This window comes from Micromonospora sp. NBC_00858, from assembly GCF_045207365.1.
Taxonomy (GTDB): Bacteria; Actinomycetota; Actinomycetes; order Mycobacteriales; family Micromonosporaceae; genus Micromonospora.
This window is the reverse complement of the sequence record NZ_CP108828.1, coordinates 5,856,504-5,874,063: the sequence shown is the minus strand read 5'-3', so window position 1 is coordinate 5,874,063 and position 17,560 is coordinate 5,856,504. Positions and strand designations below refer to the sequence as shown.

Annotated in this window: 12 protein-coding genes; 7 read left to right on the top strand and 5 right to left on the bottom strand. The window is 71.9% G+C overall.

The genetic code is table 11. The features are described from left to right. The first annotated feature begins 169 nt into the window (after positions 1–169). From OG990_RS27370 to topA, 4 genes are all read left to right on the top strand, one after another. Positions 170–2,518: a sodium-translocating pyrophosphatase gene (locus OG990_RS27370; protein ID WP_328422731.1), complete on the top strand. Its 2,349-nt coding sequence runs from the start codon at positions 170–172 to the stop codon at positions 2,516–2,518. Positions 2,519–2,633: 115 nt separating this feature from the next. Beyond that, the gene (locus OG990_RS27365; RefSeq protein WP_386985643.1) at positions 2,634–3,176 is read left to right on the top strand and encodes a hypothetical protein; all 543 of its coding nucleotides are present in this window, start codon (positions 2,634–2,636) and stop codon (positions 3,174–3,176) included. Next, complete coding sequence (locus OG990_RS27360; protein ID WP_406077610.1) at positions 3,167–3,937, top strand: hypothetical protein; 771 nt, start codon at positions 3,167–3,169, stop codon at positions 3,935–3,937. Before OG990_RS27365 ends, OG990_RS27360 begins: the two co-directional genes overlap by 10 nt. Before the next feature lie 371 nt (positions 3,938–4,308). Beyond that, positions 4,309–7,125, top strand: coding sequence for a type I DNA topoisomerase (gene topA / locus OG990_RS27355; RefSeq protein WP_406077609.1), 2,817 nt, complete (start codon positions 4,309–4,311; stop codon positions 7,123–7,125). Between the two features lie 58 nt (positions 7,126–7,183). On the opposite strand, the gene OG990_RS27350 is transcribed toward topA, so the two are convergent. The 4 genes from OG990_RS27350 to OG990_RS27335 all read right to left on the bottom strand — a co-directional run bounded on the left by OG990_RS27350 (position 7,184) and on the right by OG990_RS27335 (position 11,811). Further along, positions 7,184–7,684 (bottom strand): MarR family transcriptional regulator, encoded by a 501-nt coding sequence (locus tag OG990_RS27350; RefSeq protein WP_328422737.1) that lies wholly within the window; start codon positions 7,682–7,684, stop codon positions 7,184–7,186. Between the two features lie 158 nt (positions 7,685–7,842). Further along, complete coding sequence (locus tag OG990_RS27345; RefSeq protein ID WP_406077608.1) at positions 7,843–9,474, bottom strand: ABC transporter permease; 1,632 nt, start codon at positions 9,472–9,474, stop codon at positions 7,843–7,845. Next, the gene (locus OG990_RS27340; RefSeq protein ID WP_406077607.1) at positions 9,471–10,370 is read right to left on the bottom strand and encodes an ATP-binding cassette domain-containing protein; all 900 of its coding nucleotides are present in this window, start codon (positions 10,368–10,370) and stop codon (positions 9,471–9,473) included. Before OG990_RS27340 ends, OG990_RS27345 begins: the two co-directional genes overlap by 4 nt. Positions 10,371–10,494: 124 nt before the next feature. Next, the gene (locus tag OG990_RS27335) at positions 10,495–11,811 is read right to left on the bottom strand and encodes a D-arabinono-1,4-lactone oxidase (protein ID WP_406077606.1); all 1,317 of its coding nucleotides are present in this window, start codon (positions 11,809–11,811) and stop codon (positions 10,495–10,497) included. Between the two features lie 226 nt (positions 11,812–12,037). Here OG990_RS27335 and OG990_RS27330 point away from each other — a divergent pair, with 226 nt between their 5' ends. Then, positions 12,038–12,637, top strand: coding sequence for a TetR family transcriptional regulator (locus tag OG990_RS27330; protein WP_406081897.1), 600 nt, complete (start codon positions 12,038–12,040; stop codon positions 12,635–12,637). A 53-nt stretch (positions 12,638–12,690) separates the two neighbouring features. On the opposite strand, the gene OG990_RS27325 is transcribed toward OG990_RS27330, so the two are convergent. Beyond that, positions 12,691–13,899: an amino acid deaminase/aldolase gene (locus tag OG990_RS27325; RefSeq protein ID WP_406077605.1), complete on the bottom strand. Its 1,209-nt coding sequence runs from the start codon at positions 13,897–13,899 to the stop codon at positions 12,691–12,693. Positions 13,900–14,207: 308 nt separating this feature from the next. Here OG990_RS27325 and tmk point away from each other — a divergent pair, with 308 nt between their 5' ends. Then, the gene (gene tmk / locus OG990_RS27320; protein ID WP_406081896.1) at positions 14,208–16,307 is read left to right on the top strand and encodes a dTMP kinase; all 2,100 of its coding nucleotides are present in this window, start codon (positions 14,208–14,210) and stop codon (positions 16,305–16,307) included. Continuing rightward, a complete protein-coding gene (locus OG990_RS27315) occupies positions 16,307–17,560 on the top strand; it encodes a DNA polymerase III subunit delta' (protein ID WP_355600564.1) in 1,254 nt (417 codons plus the stop codon). Before tmk ends, OG990_RS27315 begins: the two co-directional genes overlap by 1 nt.

The window sequence follows — 17,560 nt, the reverse complement described above, 5'->3', positions numbered from 1 at the left end:
GCTACAGTACCCGGGTTGTCAGCAAGTGATCCATCCCGCAGCCAGCGGGTATGGGTGTTCATCGCTGGTCCGCTGGGGTGGGTTGGCGCGCGCTTGCGAGTCCGCATTCAGGCGCTGGTCGGTGCGTCTCCACTCACCGGCGCGAGTGTTCGGTAACAGGAGGACACAGATGTCCGAGACCTTGGCCGCCGACGGCGGCGGGCTTTCCCTTACCGGTAGCAATGTCACGTACGTCGTCATCGCCGCGGTACTTGCGCTGGTAGCGCTCGCTTTCGCCGCCGCCCTGACAAAGGCGGTACTGGCAGCCGGCAAGGGCACCACCAACATGCAGGAGATCTCGGGGGCGGTCCAGGAGGGCGCCTCGGCCTACCTGCTCCGCCAATTCCGCACCCTGGCGATCTTCGTTGTCATCGCCGTGGTGCTGCTCTTCCTGCTACCGGTGCACGACACCGACGGCAGCGAGACCGCAGTGAAGTTCGGCCGCTCGCTCTTCTTCGTGGTGGGTGCCCTGTTCAGCGCGTCCATCGGCGGCGCGGGCATGTGGCTGGCCACTCGCGCGAACCTGCGTGTGGCCGCCGCCGCCCGGGAGCGCGAAGGCGGCCGTGAGGCGGCCATGAAGATCGCCTTCCGCACCGGCGGTGTGGTCGGCTTCCTCACCGTCGGCCTCGGCCTCTTCGGCGCCGCGCTGGTCGTCCTGGTCTACCGGGGCGACGCGCCGACCGTGCTGGAGGGCTTCGGCTTCGGCGCCGCCCTGCTGGCCATGTTCATGCGGGTCGGCGGCGGCATCTTCACCAAGGCCGCCGACGTCGGCGCCGACCTGGTCGGCAAGGTCGAGAAGGGCATCCCCGAGGACGACCCGCGCAACGCCGCCACCATCGCCGACAACGTGGGCGACAACGTCGGTGACTGCGCTGGCATGGCCGCCGACCTGTTCGAGTCGTACGCGGTCACGCTGGTCGCCGCTCTGATCCTGGGTCGCGCCGCGTTCGGCGAGGACGGCCTGGTCTTCCCGCTGATCATCTCCACCATCGGCGTGCTAGTCGCGATCTTCGGAGTCTTCATCACCCGGCTGCGCGCGTCCGACCGCAACGCCCTGACCGCGATCAACCGGGCCTTCTACATCTCGGCGGTGCTCTCCGCGGTGCTGGTGGCGATCGCCGCCTACGCCTACCTGCCGGCGACCTTCGCCGAGTTGGAGGGTGGGCTCACCGACGTCGACCGCAACCCGCGACTCGTGGCCATCGGCGCGGTGGTGATCGGCATCGTGCTGGCCGCCGCGATCCAGGCACTGACCGGCTACTTCACCGAGACCAACCGGCGCCCGGTGCAGGACATCGGCAAGAGCTCGCAGACCGGTGCGGCCACCGTCATCCTGGCTGGCATCAGCATCGGCCTGGAGTCGGCCGTCTACTCGGCGCTGCTGATCGGCGCCGGTGTCTTCGGCGCGTTCCTGCTCGGCGGCAGCTCCATCACGCTGTCGCTGTTCGCGGTGGCGCTGGCCGGTACCGGCCTGCTCACCACGGTCGGCGTGATCGTCGCCATGGACACCTTCGGGCCGATCTCCGACAACGCCCAGGGCATCGCCGAGATGTCCGGTGACATCGACGAGCACGGCGCCCGGACGCTCACCGAGCTGGACGCGGTCGGCAACACCACCAAGGCGATCACCAAGGGCATCGCGATCGCCACCGCGGTGCTCGCCGCGACCGCGCTGTTCGGCTCGTACACCGACTCGCTCCGCACCGCGTACGCGGATGCCGGCGTGGGCGACGTCGGGACGGAGATCCTCAACTCGCTGAACGTGGCCAACCCGCGCAACCTGGTCGGCCTGATCATCGGTGCGGCGGTGGTCTTCCTCTTCTCCGGGCTGGCCATCAACGCGGTGTCCCGCTCGGCCGGTGCCGTCGTGATGGAGGTCCGCCGGCAGTTCCGTGAGCTGCCCGGCATCATGGACCGCACCCAGCGCCCGGAGTACGGCAAGGTCGTGGACATCTGCACCCGGGACGCGCAGCGCGAGCTGATGACCCCCGGCCTGCTCGCCATCCTGGCGCCGATCGCGGTCGGCTTCGGCCTCGGGCCCGGCGCGCTCGCGGCGTACCTGGCCGGGGCGATCGGTGCCGGCACGCTGATGGCGGTCTTCCTGGCGAACTCCGGTGGTGCCTGGGACAACGCCAAGAAGCTGGTGGAGGACGGCGCGTACGGGGGCAAGGGCTCCGAGGCGCACGCCGCGACGGTCATCGGCGACACGGTCGGTGACCCGTTCAAGGACACCGCCGGCCCGGCCATCAACCCGCTGCTCAAGGTGATGAACCTGGTCTCGCTGCTGATCGCGCCGGCTGTGGTGGCGTTCAGCATCGGCGACGACCGGAACACCCCTGTGCGGGTGAGCATCGCGGTGGTGGCCACGCTGATCATCGTGGCGTCGGTGGTGTTCAGCAAGCGCAAGGGCATCGCGATGGACGACTCCGACACCGGTGCGGGCAGCACGGACCACCGGCCGGAGACGGTCAACGCCTGACCATCCGCGGCATCGGGTCCCCGGTCGGCGTGCTGCGCCGACCGGGGACCGCCGGTCCTCCTCCGGGCCGTCCTGACCGGTGCCACACCTGGCCAAAGGCCGTACGCTGCAACGCATGCGTACGTGCCGGGCGTCAGCCGCCGGAAAGTTCACGGTGGTCCTGGCCACGTTCGTCGTCCTGCTCGCCGGCTGTGGCGGCGGCCCCAGCCCACGGGCCTGGGCGGCCACGGTCTGCGGCGCGCTCACCCCGTGGCGCTCCGAGATCAGCAAGTTGACCAGCAGCACGGATGAGCAGATGACCGCGCAGACCACGCCGGCGCAGGCCAAGGAGAACCTGGTGCGGCTCTTCGGTGGGGCGGAACGGGCCAGCGAGACCGCGCGCCGCAAGGTGGAGCAGGCCGGCGTCCCGGAGACGGACAACGGCGCGGCCATCTCCGCCGGTTTCCGCAGCTCACTGGAGAAGATGCGGGACGCCTACGGTCGGGCCCGCGACACCATCGACGGGTTGGGCACCGGCGAGCCGACTGTCTTCTACGACGGTGTGCGGGCCGCGGTGGAGACGCTCAACAAGGAGTACGACGCCAGCGCCCTGGACACCAGCCAGCTCAACTCCGAGGAGCTGAAACAAGCCTTCGACGAGGTGCCGGAGTGTCGCTGAGCGGGGTCGGCGACACCGGAGCGGCCCAGCCGCTGCCGGCGCTGTTCCCGGCACCCGAGCCCCACGCGCAGGCACCCGAGCCCGACGCGCCGGCACCCGGGTCGGCACGACGGCGCACCCGGCCGCTCCGCTCCGGGGCGAGCGTGCCGTCGTCCTCGCCGCCGCAGAGCGACGACGCGGGGCGGCAACTGGTCTTCTTCGGTGCGGAGGCGGCCGAACCGACGGTCGCCGACCTGGCCGGGCTGCTCGCCGGGCCGGGCGAGGTGGTGCGGATGGGCGGCACCGCCCGCCTCTCGGTACAGGTGGACGCCGCCTGGCGGGTGCACGTGCTCGTCGCCGAGTTGGCGCTGCGCGGGCTGGCGGCGAGCTGGGAGCCGACCGGGGACGAGCGACACGCCGTCCGTACCTCGTACACCCGGGTCTTGAAGCCGCTCGCGGTCGCCTGGCTGCACGGCCCGGCGAAACGCCCGCCGGCCGCCTTTCACCTCACCGGCCGGCGGCTGCGGCTCTGGCTCGCCGCGGCCGGGACGCCGGAGCCCTCCGGCGGCTTCCTGCTCCGGCTCGGCGAGGGCGACCAGGAGTGCTGGCAACCCATCGGTGCGGCCCTCGCCGCCGCCGGCCTGGCCGGCACACTGCTTGGCCGAGGCGAGGGCGGCCCGGGGTACCGGATCACCGGCCGCCGCCGGTTGGGTCGGCTCGCTGAGCTGGTCGGAGGGCCGCCGCGCGCGGCACCGGCCGACGCCTGGCCGACCCGACCCTGAACGAGGGGCGAACCGGTCATTCCGCCCAGTGCGCAGCGGAGGTCGGCGCCGCGGCCGGCTGTCCGGTCCCGGACAGCCGGCGGGCCGATCCTGGCGGAAAACGGGCGGGTCGGACCTCGGCCGAGGGTCTGCCATCGTCACAGTGACCCGCTTGGAGCCCTACCCACGGTGTACGGTGGCGCCGTCCGACAGTGCCGAGCGCGGCGGGGCGGGAGTTGACCGCCGCACAGAGCGGTTTGCCGCCCCCGAAACCCGAAACACGGGCGGCGCGTTACGTTGGACATCCGGAGCGCCGGTGCGACGGCGGGGTCGAGAGCGGTCGCTGTCCGAGCGCCGGCAGGCCACGAGCAGGAGTGAGGTCGGGGAGAGACGTGCCGAGCAACGCTGGAACCACCCGTCTGGTCATCGTCGAGTCACCGGCGAAGGCCAAGACGATCTCGGGCTACCTTGGCCCGGGGTACGTCGTGGAGGCCAGCTTCGGCCACGTCCGGGACCTCCCGCGCAACGCCGCCGACGTGCCGGCCAAGTACAAGGGCGAGGCCTGGGCCCGGCTCGGGGTGGACGTCGACAACGGCTTCCAGGCCCTCTACGTCGTCTCCGCCGACCGTAAGCAGCAGATCAGCAAGCTGGTGAAGCTGGCCAAGGAAGTCGACGAGATCTTCCTGGCGACGGATGAGGACCGCGAGGGCGAGGCGATCGCCTGGCACCTGGTGGAGACGCTCAAGCCCAAGGTGCCGGTCAAGCGGATGGTGTTCCACGAGATCACCAAGCCGGCGATCCAGGCGGCGGTGGCCAACCCGCGGGAGATCGACCGCGATCTGGTCGACGCCCAGGAGGCCCGGCGGATCCTCGACCGGCTCTACGGCTACGAGGTCTCCCCGGTGCTGTGGAAGAAGGTCATGCCGAAGCTCTCGGCCGGCCGCGTCCAGTCCGTGGCGACCCGGATCGTGGTCGAGCGGGAGCGCCAGCGGATGGCCTTCCGCACCGCTGAATACTGGGACATCCTGGCCAGCCTCGCCGTGGCGAACGCCGGCGAGGGGCCGCGCGCCTTCAACGCCACCCTGATCGCGCTGAACGGCGACCGGATCGCCACCGGCAAGGACTTCGAGCCGACCACCGGCAAGGTGAAGCCCGGAGCCGGCGTCGTGCACCTGGACGAGAGTGGCGCCCGTGGGCTGGCGGCCCGGCTCGAGGGACGGCCGTTCACCGTCACCCGGGTCGAGGAGAAGCCCTACCGTCGCCGCCCGTACGCGCCGTTCATCACCTCGACCCTCCAGCAGGAGGCGGCCCGCAAGCTGCGCCTCTCGTCTCAGCAGACGATGCGCACCGCGCAGCGGCTGTACGAGAACGGCTACATCACCTATATGCGTACCGACTCGGTGAACCTGTCGGAGACCGCCATCTCGGCGGCCCGCCGCCAGATCGTCGAGCTGTACGGCGAGCGCAGCGTGCCGCCGGAGCCGCGCCGCTACACCGGCAAGGTGAAGAACGCGCAGGAGGCGCACGAGGCGATCCGCCCGGCGGGGGACAACTTCCGTACCCCGGGCGAGGTCGCCAAGGAGTTGTCCGCCGAGGAGTTCAAGCTCTACGAGCTGATCTGGCGCCGGACCATCGCCTCGCAGATGACCGACGCGGTCGGCTCCAGCGTCTCGGTGCGCATCCGCGCGGTCTCCGCCGCCCAGGAGGAAGCCGACTTCGGCGCCACCGGCAAGACCATCACCGACCCGGGCTTCCTGCGGGCGTACGTCGAGTCCAGCGACGACGAGAACGCCGAGGCCGAGGACGCCGAGCGCCGGCTGCCCACCCTGGTCAAGGACCAGCCGCTGACCGCCGACGAGCTGGCCGCCCAGGGTCACCACACCCAGCCGCCGTCGCGCTACACCGAAGCGTCCCTGGTCAAGGCCCTGGAAGAGCTGGGCATCGGTCGCCCGTCCACCTACGCGTCGATCATGCAGACGATCCAGGACCGGGGGTACGTCACCAAGCGCGGCCAGGCGATGATCCCCACGTTCCTGGCCTTCGCGGTGATCGGGCTGATGGAGCGGCACTACCCCCGGCTGATCGACTACGACTTCACCGCCAGCATGGAGAACGAGCTGGATGAGATCGCCGGCGGCGACCACGCCGCGGTCGACTTCCTCACCGCGTTCTACTTCGGCAGCGCCAACGGCGCAGGCGACCAGGACATCGCCCGCTCCGGCGGGCTCAAGAAGCTGGTCACCGAGAACCTCAGCGACATCGACGCGCGCAGCGTCAACTCCATCCCGCTCTTCACCGACGACGACGGCCGCGAGGTCGTCGTCCGGGTCGGCCGGTACGGGCCGTACCTCCAGCGGGAGCTGCCCGGCGGCGAGCAGCCGACGCCGGCTGCGGCGGGCGAGGGCGAGGAGGGCGGCGCCCAGGGCGACCGGGCGCCGATCCCCGAGGGCCTGGCCCCGGACGAGCTGACCCCGGAGAAGGTGCACGAGCTGTTCCTCGGCGGCAGCGGCGAGCGCAAGCTCGGCGACGACCCGGCCACCGGCGAGCCCATCGTGCTCAAGTCCGGCCGGTTCGGCCCGTACGTGTCCAGCGGCGAGCGGAAGTCCTCGCTGCTGCGCTCGCAGACGCCGGACTCACTGACCCTCGAGGAGGCGCTCAGGCTGCTCAGCCTGCCCCGGCTGGTCGGCGTCGCGCCGGACGGCGTCGAGGTGTTCGCCAACAACGGTCGGTACGGCCCGTACGTCAAGCGGGGTGAGGAGTTCCGGTCGCTGGAGTCCGAGGACCAGATGTTCACGGTCGGCCTGGACGAGGCTCTGGCCCTGCTGGCCGCACCGAAGGCCCGTGGGCGGCGGGCCGCGGCACCGCCCCTGCGGGAGATGGGCGTCGACCCGGCGACCGAGAAGCCGCTGGTCATCAAGGACGGCCGGTTCGGCCCGTACGTCACCGACGGGGAGTTCAACGCGTCGCTGCGCCGCGGACAGACCCCGGAGGCGCTGAGCCTCGAGGAAGCCTCGGAGATGCTGGCCGAGAAGCGGGCCAAGGGTCCGGCGCCGCGCAAGAAGGCGGCGGCGAAGAAGGCCCCGGCCAAGAAGGCGACGGCGGCCAAGAAGACCGCGGCGGCCACGAAGTCCACTGCGGCCAAGAAGACCACCACCGCCAAGGCGACCGCCGCCAAGAAGGCGACCCCCCGCAAGGCGCCGGCGGAGTAACTCCCGTCGAGGCGGGGCGCATGGCCAGCGTTGCTCGGCCGTGCGCCCGCCGGGCAGGTCAGCCGGCCGGCGGTGGCTTCCGCCGTTCGTCGTAGTTCTTCTCCCACCGCTCCGCGGCGTCGCTCATCACGTCCTGGACGAAGAGGAAGAAGTCGCGTAGCTCGCCCAGTCGCGCGCTGGCCGACGACTCGTCCGCACCGACCGCCACCACACCCTCGTGGACGACGTCGGCGAACCTCGTGTAGATCCCGCCGCGGATCATCGAGGTGTACGTGCGGGACTCGGCCGCCTTGTAGAGGTCCCGGCGGGACCCGGGGGCCGGCTCGCGCACCGCCATGCCGACGTGGATCAGGTAGCGCACCGCCCCGGACACGGCGGCGGGGCTGACCCCGAGCCGCTCGCTGATCTGCGCCGCGGTCAACCCGGGCTCCTCGGCGACCAGGAGCGCAGCCAGCACCCGCGAGGGCATCCTGGGTACGCCCATGTCGCTGAAGGTCAGAGCGAAGTGCTCGACGAAGCGTCGTACCGCTTCCTCGTCGCGGTGGCCTGCGGGTTGCATCAACTTATCTCTCACTACTTTCTGAATTTCTTCCAACGAGCGTTCGGGACGGCCGACGGCGGGACGTCGACGGCGCGGCCGCCCGGAACCGGTCCAGTTGGCCGACGGCGCGGCCGGCTCGAAGCCGGCCGCGCCATGAACATCGATCGTCCATCGGGTTACGAGACGAGGTTACGTCGGCGGAAGAGGATCAGCCCCGCCCCGCCCAGTGCCAGCGCGACGGCGGACATGACCACGATCGGCGCTGCCGTGGCGTCGGCCGGCACCGCCGGGATGTGGCTGAACGGCGAGAGCTCCCGCACCGCCTCGGGCACGCCGAAGAGTGATCCGTACGGACCCAGGACGAAGCTGAGGGCGAAGCCGAACCAGGTCAGCCCGACCGCGATCCGCGGCACGAGGCCGAAGAGTGCCACGGCCAGCCCGGCCAGGGTCAGCACCGCCGGCAGTTGCAGGGACGCGGTGCCGGCCAGATGCCCCGTCTGGCCGGCGAGATCGTCGACGCTCGCGCCGTACACCAGGCCGATCGAGACCGCAGCGAGCCCGAGCATGCCCACGGCGCCGGCCGTGGCGACCACGACGTGGCTGCCCAGCCAGGTCAGCCGGCCGGTCGCGGTGGCGAGCACCGCCTCGGCCCGCCCGCTGGCCTCCTCGGCTCTCACCCGCAGCAGCGCCTGGACCAGGAAGCCGGCGACCAGCATGCCGATGGTCGCCATCATCGCGGCGAAGAAGGTGTCCATCACCTCGTGCCCGCCCCCACCGGCGAGGTCGTCGAGCCTCCCCGTCACGTTCTCGTTGGTGGCCAGCTGATCCTTGACCGCGTTGGCTATCGAGCCGACGAGCAGCCCGAACGCCGCGATCGTCACCGCCCAGCCGAGCACCGTGCCACGTTGCAGCCGCCAGGCCAGGCCGAGCGGGCTGAGCAGCGCGGAGGACGCCCGCGCCGGGCCGGGGCGGTCCGGGAACAGGCCCATGCCCACGTCGCGCCGTGCCGTCAGGGCGAAGGCCACCGCTGTCATGATCCCGAGGAACACGAGCGGGAGCGCGAGGACCCACCACCGGTCGCCGGCGAAGGGCCGCATCTGCATGGTCCAACCGATCGGGGAAAGCCAGGAGGGCCAGGCGCTGCTCATGGTGTACCCGTCCGGCTGCACCTCGCCGAACGCGTCCGCGAGGCCACGGATCAGATAGCCGGTGCCGACCGCCGCGGCGGCGATTCCGTTGGCGGCGCGCGCACCCTGGGTCAGCTGTGCGACGACGGCCGTGATCGCGGCGAAGGAGATGCCGGCGGCACCGACTCCGGCGCCGGCGGCGAAGGATCCGGCGACAGGTTCGCCGCCGCCGGCGAGGGTGAGCCCGATCAGCGCCGCGAGCGCGATGTTCGCCCCGACCACGACCACCAGGGCGGCGGTCAGGCTGGCGTGTCGGCCGACGGCCGTCGCGCCGATCATCTCGGCGCGTCCGGTCTCCTCGTTCTGCCGGCTGTGCCGAATGACGGCGAGGGTGCTCATGAAGCCCGCCATCAACGCCAGGAACGCCAGGATTCCGAAGACGGTCATCTGGCCGTCGCTGGTGCCGGTGGGTGCGGCGCGGAACATCAGCAGCCCGGGCGTGTCGACGGCCACCCGCAGGACGGCGACCCGGTCCGCCTCGGTCGGGTACTGCGTGTCGATTGCCGAGCTGGCGAAGGCGCCGAGCGCGACGGTGCTCAGGATCCAGACCGGCAACTGCATGCGGTCGCGCCGCAGCGCGAGGCGGGCCAGCCGGGCCGTTCCGGTGTAGGCACCGCTCATCGCGCACCCGCCAGCTCGTCGCCGTAGTGCCGCAGGAAGAGCTCCTCCAGCGACGGCGGGGCACTCGAAAGGGCACGAACCTCGAACTGGGTCAGATACTCCAGCACGCGGTTCAGCTCGGCGGCGTCGACGGCGAACGTCGCGTGGGTGGCCGTCACGTCGGCGTCGTGTACGCCGGGCAGCTTCGCCAGCCCGTCGATGGGCAGCGCGGTCTCCACCGTGACCGTGGTGCGGGTCAGGTGTCGCAGCTGGGTGAGGGTCCCACTCTCCACCGTCCGGCCCTGCCGGATGATGCTCACCCGGTCACAGAGCGCCTCCACCTCGGAGAAGATGTGGCTGGAGAGCAGGACGGTCCGGCCCTGCCGCTTCACCTCGCTTACGCACTCCTGGAAGGCCGCCTCCATCAGCGGGTCCAGCCCCGAGGTGGGCTCGTCGAGGATGTAGAGCTCGACGTCGGAGGCGAAGGCGGCGACGATGGCGACCTTCTGCCGGTTTCCCTTCGAGTACGTGCGGGCCCGCTTCGAGGGGTCGAGCTGGAATCGCTGGAGCAGCTCGTCCCTGCGCTGCTTGTCCAGGCCGCCCCGCAGCGAGCTGAAGAGGTCGATCGCCTCCCCGCCGGTCAGGTTCGGCCACAGGTTCACGTCGCCCGGCACGTACGCCAGCCGTCGGTGCAGATCCACCGCGCTCCGCCACGGGTCGCCACCGAGCAGGTTGACCGTCCCGGCGTCCGCCCGCAGCAACCCGAGCAGGACGCGGATGGTGGTGGACTTCCCGGAGCCGTTCGGGCCCAGGAAGCCGTGCACCTCGCCGGTGTCGACGTGCAGGTCCAGTCCGTCGAGGGCGCGTTCCCGACCGAAGGTCTTCACCAGGCCGGAGACTGAGATAGCACTAGTCATGCCCGGAACGCTACGCCGGTTTCACAGAATCGTGAATTCTCTGAACCGTATGAATCTCGTTAAAATCCGAGGGTGGACGTCGAGCCCGAGGGCGGGCCACCACGGGGGCCGTGCCGCCCGGCGGTCAGCCGCCGAGGATGTGGGTCAGGTGCGGGCTGGCGAAGACGCGGTCGGGGTCCAGGCGGTCGCGGAGGGTCTGGAAGTCGGCGAAGCGCGGGTAGGCGGTGGCCAACGAGGCGGCGTCGCGGTAGTGCAGCTTGCCCCAGTGCGGCCGGCCACCCAGCCCGGCGGCCACCTCTTCGAAGGCACGGAAGTACGGCTCGTACGGCATCCCGACGTACTGGTGCACGGCGATGTACGCGGAGTCCCGGCCGTAGCCGTGCGACAGCCAGATGTCGTCGGCGGCGGTGAACCGCACCTCCACCGGGAAGAGCACCTTGAACGGCAGCCCGTCGACGATCCGCTGGAGCGCGGCCAGCGCCTCGGGCAGCGCCTCGCGGGGCAGGCCGTACTCCATCTCCACGAAGCGGACCCGGCGCGGGGTGCAGAAAACCCGGTCGGAGCGGCCGGTGTAGCGGCGTTCGGTGAGCGCGCGGGCGGAGACCGCGCTGATTCCCGGGGCCAGCGCCGGCACGGCCCGACCGAGCCGGCACGCGCCAGCGAAGACGGTGTTGGACAGGAAGTCGTCGTCGAGCCAGCCGCGCCACCGGGGCAGCGGCCGGTCGTTGGCGGGTACCCGGTCGTTGGTCTTGACCTGGACTCGTGTGGTGTAGGGGAACCAGTAGAACTCCACGTGGTCGTGGCGGCCGATCAGGTCGGGCAGGTCGCCGAGCACGTCGGCCAGCGCGGCTGGGCGCTCGTGGGCGTGCAGCACGAAGGCATCGACGCAGCGCAGGGTCACCTCGACCAGCACCCCGAGCGCGCCGAGCGACACCCGGGCGGCGGCGAAGACGTCCGGGTTCTCGTCGGCGGAGCAGCGCAGCACCTCTCCGGTGCCGGTGACCAGGGTGATCGCCTCGACGAAGGTGGACAGGCAGCCGTAGCGGGCGCCGGTGCCATGGGTGCCCGTGGAGATCGCCCCGGCCACCGTCTGAGCGTCGATGTCACCAAGGTTGGGCAGGGCGAGGCAGTGTCGGGCGAGCAGGCCGTTGAGCGCCCGCAGGGTCATCCCCGCCGGTACGGTGACGAGCCGCTGTTCGACGTCGACGCTGACGGTGGTGTCCAGCTGCGACAGTTCCATCCGCCGGTCGTCGGCGAGCGCGACAGCGGTGAAGGAGTGGCCGCTGCCGGTCACCCGGATTCGGCCGCCGTCGGCGGCGGCGGCGCGGACAGCCTCGACGATGTCGGTCGGCGTGCCGGGGCGCAGGATGGCGGTGGCGCTGCCACGCTGGTTGCCGGCCCAGTTGGACCAGCGGATGGTGAGCGGTGCGGTGCCAACCATGCGCGCTCCTCAGAGATGAATATGAACTGACTTCATATCAGGAACGTTGTACCTGGTAAATACCGCAATCAGGGTCCGCTCGTTGTACCGGTAGTCACGGAGTCGTGACGTGCAGATATGTTCATTCGTCGAAGGGGGGTGGCGCCGAGTGTCCACACCAGCCGCCACGACCGGGCCGCTGCGCCGCGTACCGGTGCAGGGTCGAAGTGTCGCGCGGGTACAGCGCATGTTGGACGCCTGCGCCGAACTCGTCGACGAGGTGGGGTACGAGGGTCTGACAACGACCCTGCTCGCCGAGCGTGCCGAGGTGGCGATCGGGTCGGTCTACCAGTTCTTCCCGGACAAGCGGGCGATCGTGCAGGCGTTGACCCTGCGCACGATGGAGTCCTACCTCCAGCGGCTCGACGAGCGGTTCGCCTCGGACGAGATGACGCACTGGTGGGACGGCGTCGACGCGGGGATCGATGAGTACATCACGATGCACCGCACCGTCCCCGGTTTCCGTACCCTGCACTTCGGCGACGTGGTCGACCTGCACCTGCTCGATGAGCAGCGGGACAACAACGGCGTGATCGCCGACCAGTTGGCTCGGGTGCTCACCGAGCGCTTCGGGCTGACCGACGTGCCGAAGCTGCGCTTCGTCCTGGAGATCGCGGTGGAGGCGGCCGACGCGCTGATCAAGCTCGCGTTCCGGCGGCAGCCCAACGGCGACGAGCGGGTGCTGCTCGAGGCGAAGGCGCTGATCCGGGAGTACCTGCACCGTCAGGTCGACGGTCCGGAGGGCGAGCGGTACACCGCCGAGCAGCAGGCGACCCAGCCGGCCTGACCCGCCCGCGCCTTGGCTCGGCCGATGGGTCGGCAAGGCGCGGCGGGGTGGCGTCAGAGGAAGGCCAGCCCCTCGCCCCGGTAGGTGGGCACGGTCGCCACGATCGCGTCCCCCTCGACCAGGTGCAGTTCGTTGACCCGCTCGCACAACTCACCGGCCTTGGCGTGCCGGAACCACACCCGGTCGCCGATGCGCAGGGTGGCCGCCGCCGCGCCGGAGAGCGGGGTCTGCACCTCGCCGGCCCCCTCGCTGCCGACGAGCTTCAGGCCGGCCGGCAGCCACGGTCGGGGCAGTCGGCTGTCGGCGGCCGGGCCGGAGGCGATCCAGCCCCCGCCGAGCACGGTCGCCAGCTCGGGCGTCGGCCGACGGACCACCGCGCAGGCGAAGAACGCCGCCGGGGTGGGGCGCCAGGCGCGGTAGGCGTCGAACAGCGTCGGCCCGTACAGGCCCGATCCCGCGGTGACCTCGGTGACCGCGGGATCGGCGCTGGTCGCGGCCACGCTGCCGGTCCCGCCGCCGTTGACGAACTCCAGCTCGGCGTGCTCGCCCACTGCGGCCACCGCCGCGCTCCGGCGGGCCAGCAGCTCGCGGTACGACCCGCGCTGGGCCAGCCGGATCGCGCCGGCCAGCATCGTCTGCCCCGGCGGCGCGTCGCCCAGGCCGGCGATCTGCGCCTCGTACGCCATGAGGCCGACCAGCCGGAAGCCGGCCCGACCGGCGACGGTGGCGGCGAGCGCACCGGCCGCCCGCGCGCTGTGCACCGGTGAGCGGCGGACGCCGACGTGCACCCGCCCGCGCAGCGGTCGCCACGAGGCGTCCAGTTCGAGGCAGACCCGCAGCTCGGCGCGCTGCCCAGGGGGCTCCACGGCGTCGATCAGGTCGAGCTGCCCGGTGCCGTCGATCATCAGGGTGATCGCGGCGGCCAGCGCCGGGTCGGCGGCCAGCTCGGCGAGTGCCGCCCGGTCCACGCTCGGGTACGCGACCAGCACGTCGTCGCTCACTCCGGCGCGTACCAGCCAGATCGCCTCGGGCAGGGTGAACGCCATCACGCCCCGCCAGCCGGGTCGGGCGAGCGCCCGGCTGATCAGCTCCCGGCTGCGGACCGACTTGCTGGCCAGCCGGACCGGTTTGCCGGCCGCGCGGTCGGCCAGGGCGGCCGAGTTGGCGTCGAAGGCGGTGAGATCAACCACCGCGTACGGCGGGTCGAGGTGGGCGGTCGCCCGATCCAGGCGCTCGCGAAGTTTGTCGCTTTCTCTGGCCACGTGTGCACGCTAACTGTCCGACGGTGAATGCGAAATACCCTCGCGTACGTCCGGGCTGCGGCTGGTGCCTCTGGCGGCCTAGGCTCAGCGAGCAGGAGAATGTCGCCGGTGGGACGGCCCCCCACCGGGTCTAGAGTGTTCCACCGGAGGCGCCCAGCGATGGGCCGGCACGTGGAGGTACGGCCATCGAAAGCCAGAACAGCGGCGAGTCGCACGGCGTGTCGCGCTCGGGCGATCAGTCGGGCAACGCCGCCAACCAGTCCAACGGTGCCCAGGTGGACCCGTCCGGCTACGCCGCGATCCGCTCGGTGCTGCGGATCCGGCCGTTCCGGCGGCTCTGGATCGTCCTCGGCGCGGCCTCCTTTGGTGACTGGCTCGGCCTGCTGGCGACCTCGGTCTTCGCCGCCTCTCAGGTGCAGGGCAGCACCGCCCAGGGTGCGGCCTTCGGTGGTGTCATCGCCATCCGGCTGCTGCCCGCGCTGGTGCTCGGTCCGGTCGCCGGCGTGCTCGCCGACCGGTTCGACCGGCGCTGGACGATGGTCATCTGCGACCTGCTCCGGTTCGTGCTCTTCGCCTCGATTCCGCTGGTGGCGCTGGCCGGCGCCAGCGGCGCGATGGTGGTTCTGTGGGCGACCATCGCCACGTTCCTGATCGAGTCGATCACGCTGATCTGGATCCCAGCCAAGGAAGCGGCGGTCCCCAACCTGATCCCGCGCGCCCGGCTGGAGGCGGCCAACCAGCTCACGCTGATCACCACCTACGGCCTGACCCCGGTGCTCGCCGCGCTGGTCAGCGCCGTTCTGGACCGCAGCGTCCGGGGCGTGACCGGCGGCAACTTCCCGAACTGGGCCGAGCCGGCCCAACTGGCGCTCTGGTTCAACTCCTTCTCCCGGCTGGCCACCGCACTGGTCGTCGCGTTCGGCATCAAGGAGATCAGCCAGGGGCAGACCGCCGAGGGCGACCGTCACGAGCAGAGCATGCTGCGCCAGTTCAAGGAGGGCTGGCGGTTCATCGGCCAGACCCCGCTGGTGCGCGGGCTGGTCCTCGGCATCCTGGGCGCGTTCGCCGGCGGCGGCATCGTGATCGGCACTGCGAAGTTCTTCGCCAGCTCGCTAGGTGCTGGTGACGCCGCGTTCTCGCTGCTCTTCGGCGCGATCTTCGTCGGTCTGGCGATCGGCATCGGCCTCGGCCCGATGATCGTCAAGGAAATGTCCCGGCGTCGCTGGTTCGGCATGAGCATCGTGCTGGCCAGCGCCGCCGTGATGACCCTCGCCTTCGCCATCCACCTGTCCATGGCGATCGTCGGCGCGGTGCTGGTCGGCGCCGGCGCCGGAATGGCCTTCCTGGCCGGCACCACCCTGCTCGGCGGCGAGATCAAGGACGAGGTGCGCGGCCGGGTCTTCGCCGTGGTGCAGATCGGCACCCGACTGGTGCTGATCCTGGCCATCGCGCTGAGCAGCCTGCTCGCCGGTGTCGGCGGCTCCCGCAAGCTGGAGATCGCCGACCTGGGCCTGTCCATCTCGTCGACCCGGCTGCTGCTGCTCGCCGCTGGTGCCGCCGGCATCTTCGCCGGCATCAGCGCGTTCGGCCAGATGGACGACAAGAAGGGCGTCCCCGTCCTGGCCGACCTCTGGGGCTCGATCCGGGGTCGCCCGCTGATGCCCTCCGAGCCGTTCGTCTCCGCCGGGCTGTTCGTGGTGTTCGAGGGCGGCGAGGGTGCCGGCAAGTCCACCCAGCTCGCCGCGCTCGCCGAGCGGCTGCGCGGCAAGGGGCGCGACGTCGTGGTCACCCGCGAGCCGGGCGCGACCGCGGTCGGTCAGCGGATCCGGTCGCTGGTGCTGGACACCTCCGGCGACGAGGCGCCCTCGCCACGGGCCGAGGCGCTGCTCTACGCCGCCGACCGGGCGCACCATGTGGCCGCCGTGGTCCGGCCCGCGCTGGTCCGGGGTGGTGTGGTGATCAGCGACCGGTACGTCGACTCGTCCCTGGCCTACCAGGGCGCCGGGCGGACACTCCCGGTCGACGAGGTCTCCTGGCTCTCCTCCTGGGCCACCGGCGGGCTCAAGCCCGACCTGGTGGTGCTGCTGGACGTCGAGCCGCAGACCGGCCTGTCCCGGGTGGCGTCCCGCAGCGCGGGCGCCGACCGGCTGGAGGCCGAGTCGGTGGCCTTCCACGAGCGCGTCCGGTACGCCTTCCTCGACCTCGCCGCCGCCGACCCGAAGCGCTACCTGGTGCTCGACGCGTCCCGGCCGGCCGAGGAGATCACCGGGCAGGTGGTCCGTCGGATCGAGGAGATGCTCGGCAAGCCGGGTGGCATCGTGCACCCCCGTCCGGCTCACGGTCCGGACACCTCGGTGCAGCCTGAGTTATCCGACGCGGAGCTGGTGACGATGGAGCATCGGACCTGATGCCGGACGTCTTCGCCGACCTGGTCGGTCAGGACGAGGCGGTGGACGAGCTGCGCCGGGCAGCCGCCGCCGCGGCGGCCGTGCTGCGCGCTGGCGCAGCCGCTCGGGAGCCCGCGCTGATCGCCGCCGGCCCGGCCGGCGGTGCCACGCCCGACGGGGTGGACCCATCCACCGGGATGACCCACGCCTGGATCTTCACCGGGCCACCCGGCTCCGGCCGCTCGGTCGCCGCGCGGGCCTTCGCCGCCGCCCTGCAGTGCGTACACGGCACCGGCTGCGGCGAGTGCCCCGGCTGCCACACCACGATGGGCGGTACGCACGCCGACGTCCGGCTGGTCGTGCCGGAAGGGCTCTCCATCGGTGTCGGTGAGATGCGCGCGCTGGTGCTCCGAGCGGCCAGCACCCCGTCCGGCGGGCGCTGGCAGGTGGTGGTCATCGAGGACGCCGACCGGCTCACCGAGGCGGCCGGCAACGCGCTGCTCAAGGCGATCGAGGAGCCTCCGCCGCGTACCGTGTTCCTGCTCTGCGCCCCGTCCACCCACCCGGATGACATCTCGGTGACCATTCGGTCGCGCTGTCGGGTCGTACCCCTGCGGCAGCCGCCGGCCACGGCGGTGGCCGAGGTGCTGGTCCGTCGGGACGGCATCGCGCCCGACGTGGCCCAGTGGGCTGCGGCGGCCGCGCAGGGGCACGTGGGTCGGGCCCGCCGGCTGGCCCGCGACCCGGAGGCCCGCAAGCGGCGTGAGGCGGTGCTCGCCGTGCCGCGCCGGCTGACCGGCGTCGGCGCGGCGTTCGACGCGGCCTCCGCGCTGATCGAGGCGGCCGAGGCGGAGGCCGAGGCGTCGGTCGCCGAGGCCGACACGACCGAGCGGGCGGCGCTGGAGATGGCGCTCGGCGCGGGCGGCACCGGCCGGGGCGCGGCCGGCGCTGTTCGGGGCGCCGCCGGGCAACTCAAGGAGCTGGAGAAGCGACAGAAGTCGCGGGCCACCCGAGCCCAGCGGGACGCGCTGGACCGGGCCCTGGTCGACCTGGCCGGCTTCTACCGGGATGCGCTCACCATGGCGCTGCGCGCCCCCGTCGCCCCGGTGCACACCGACACCGCCGCGCTGGCCGGCGCCGGGGCGCAGAAGTGGGACGCCGAGGGATCGCTGCGCCGGCTGGAGGCCGTGCTGGCCTGCCGGGCGGCGATCGAGGCGAACGTCAAGCCGCGGATCGCGGTCGAGGCGATGATGCTCGCCCTCTGGAAGGGCTGA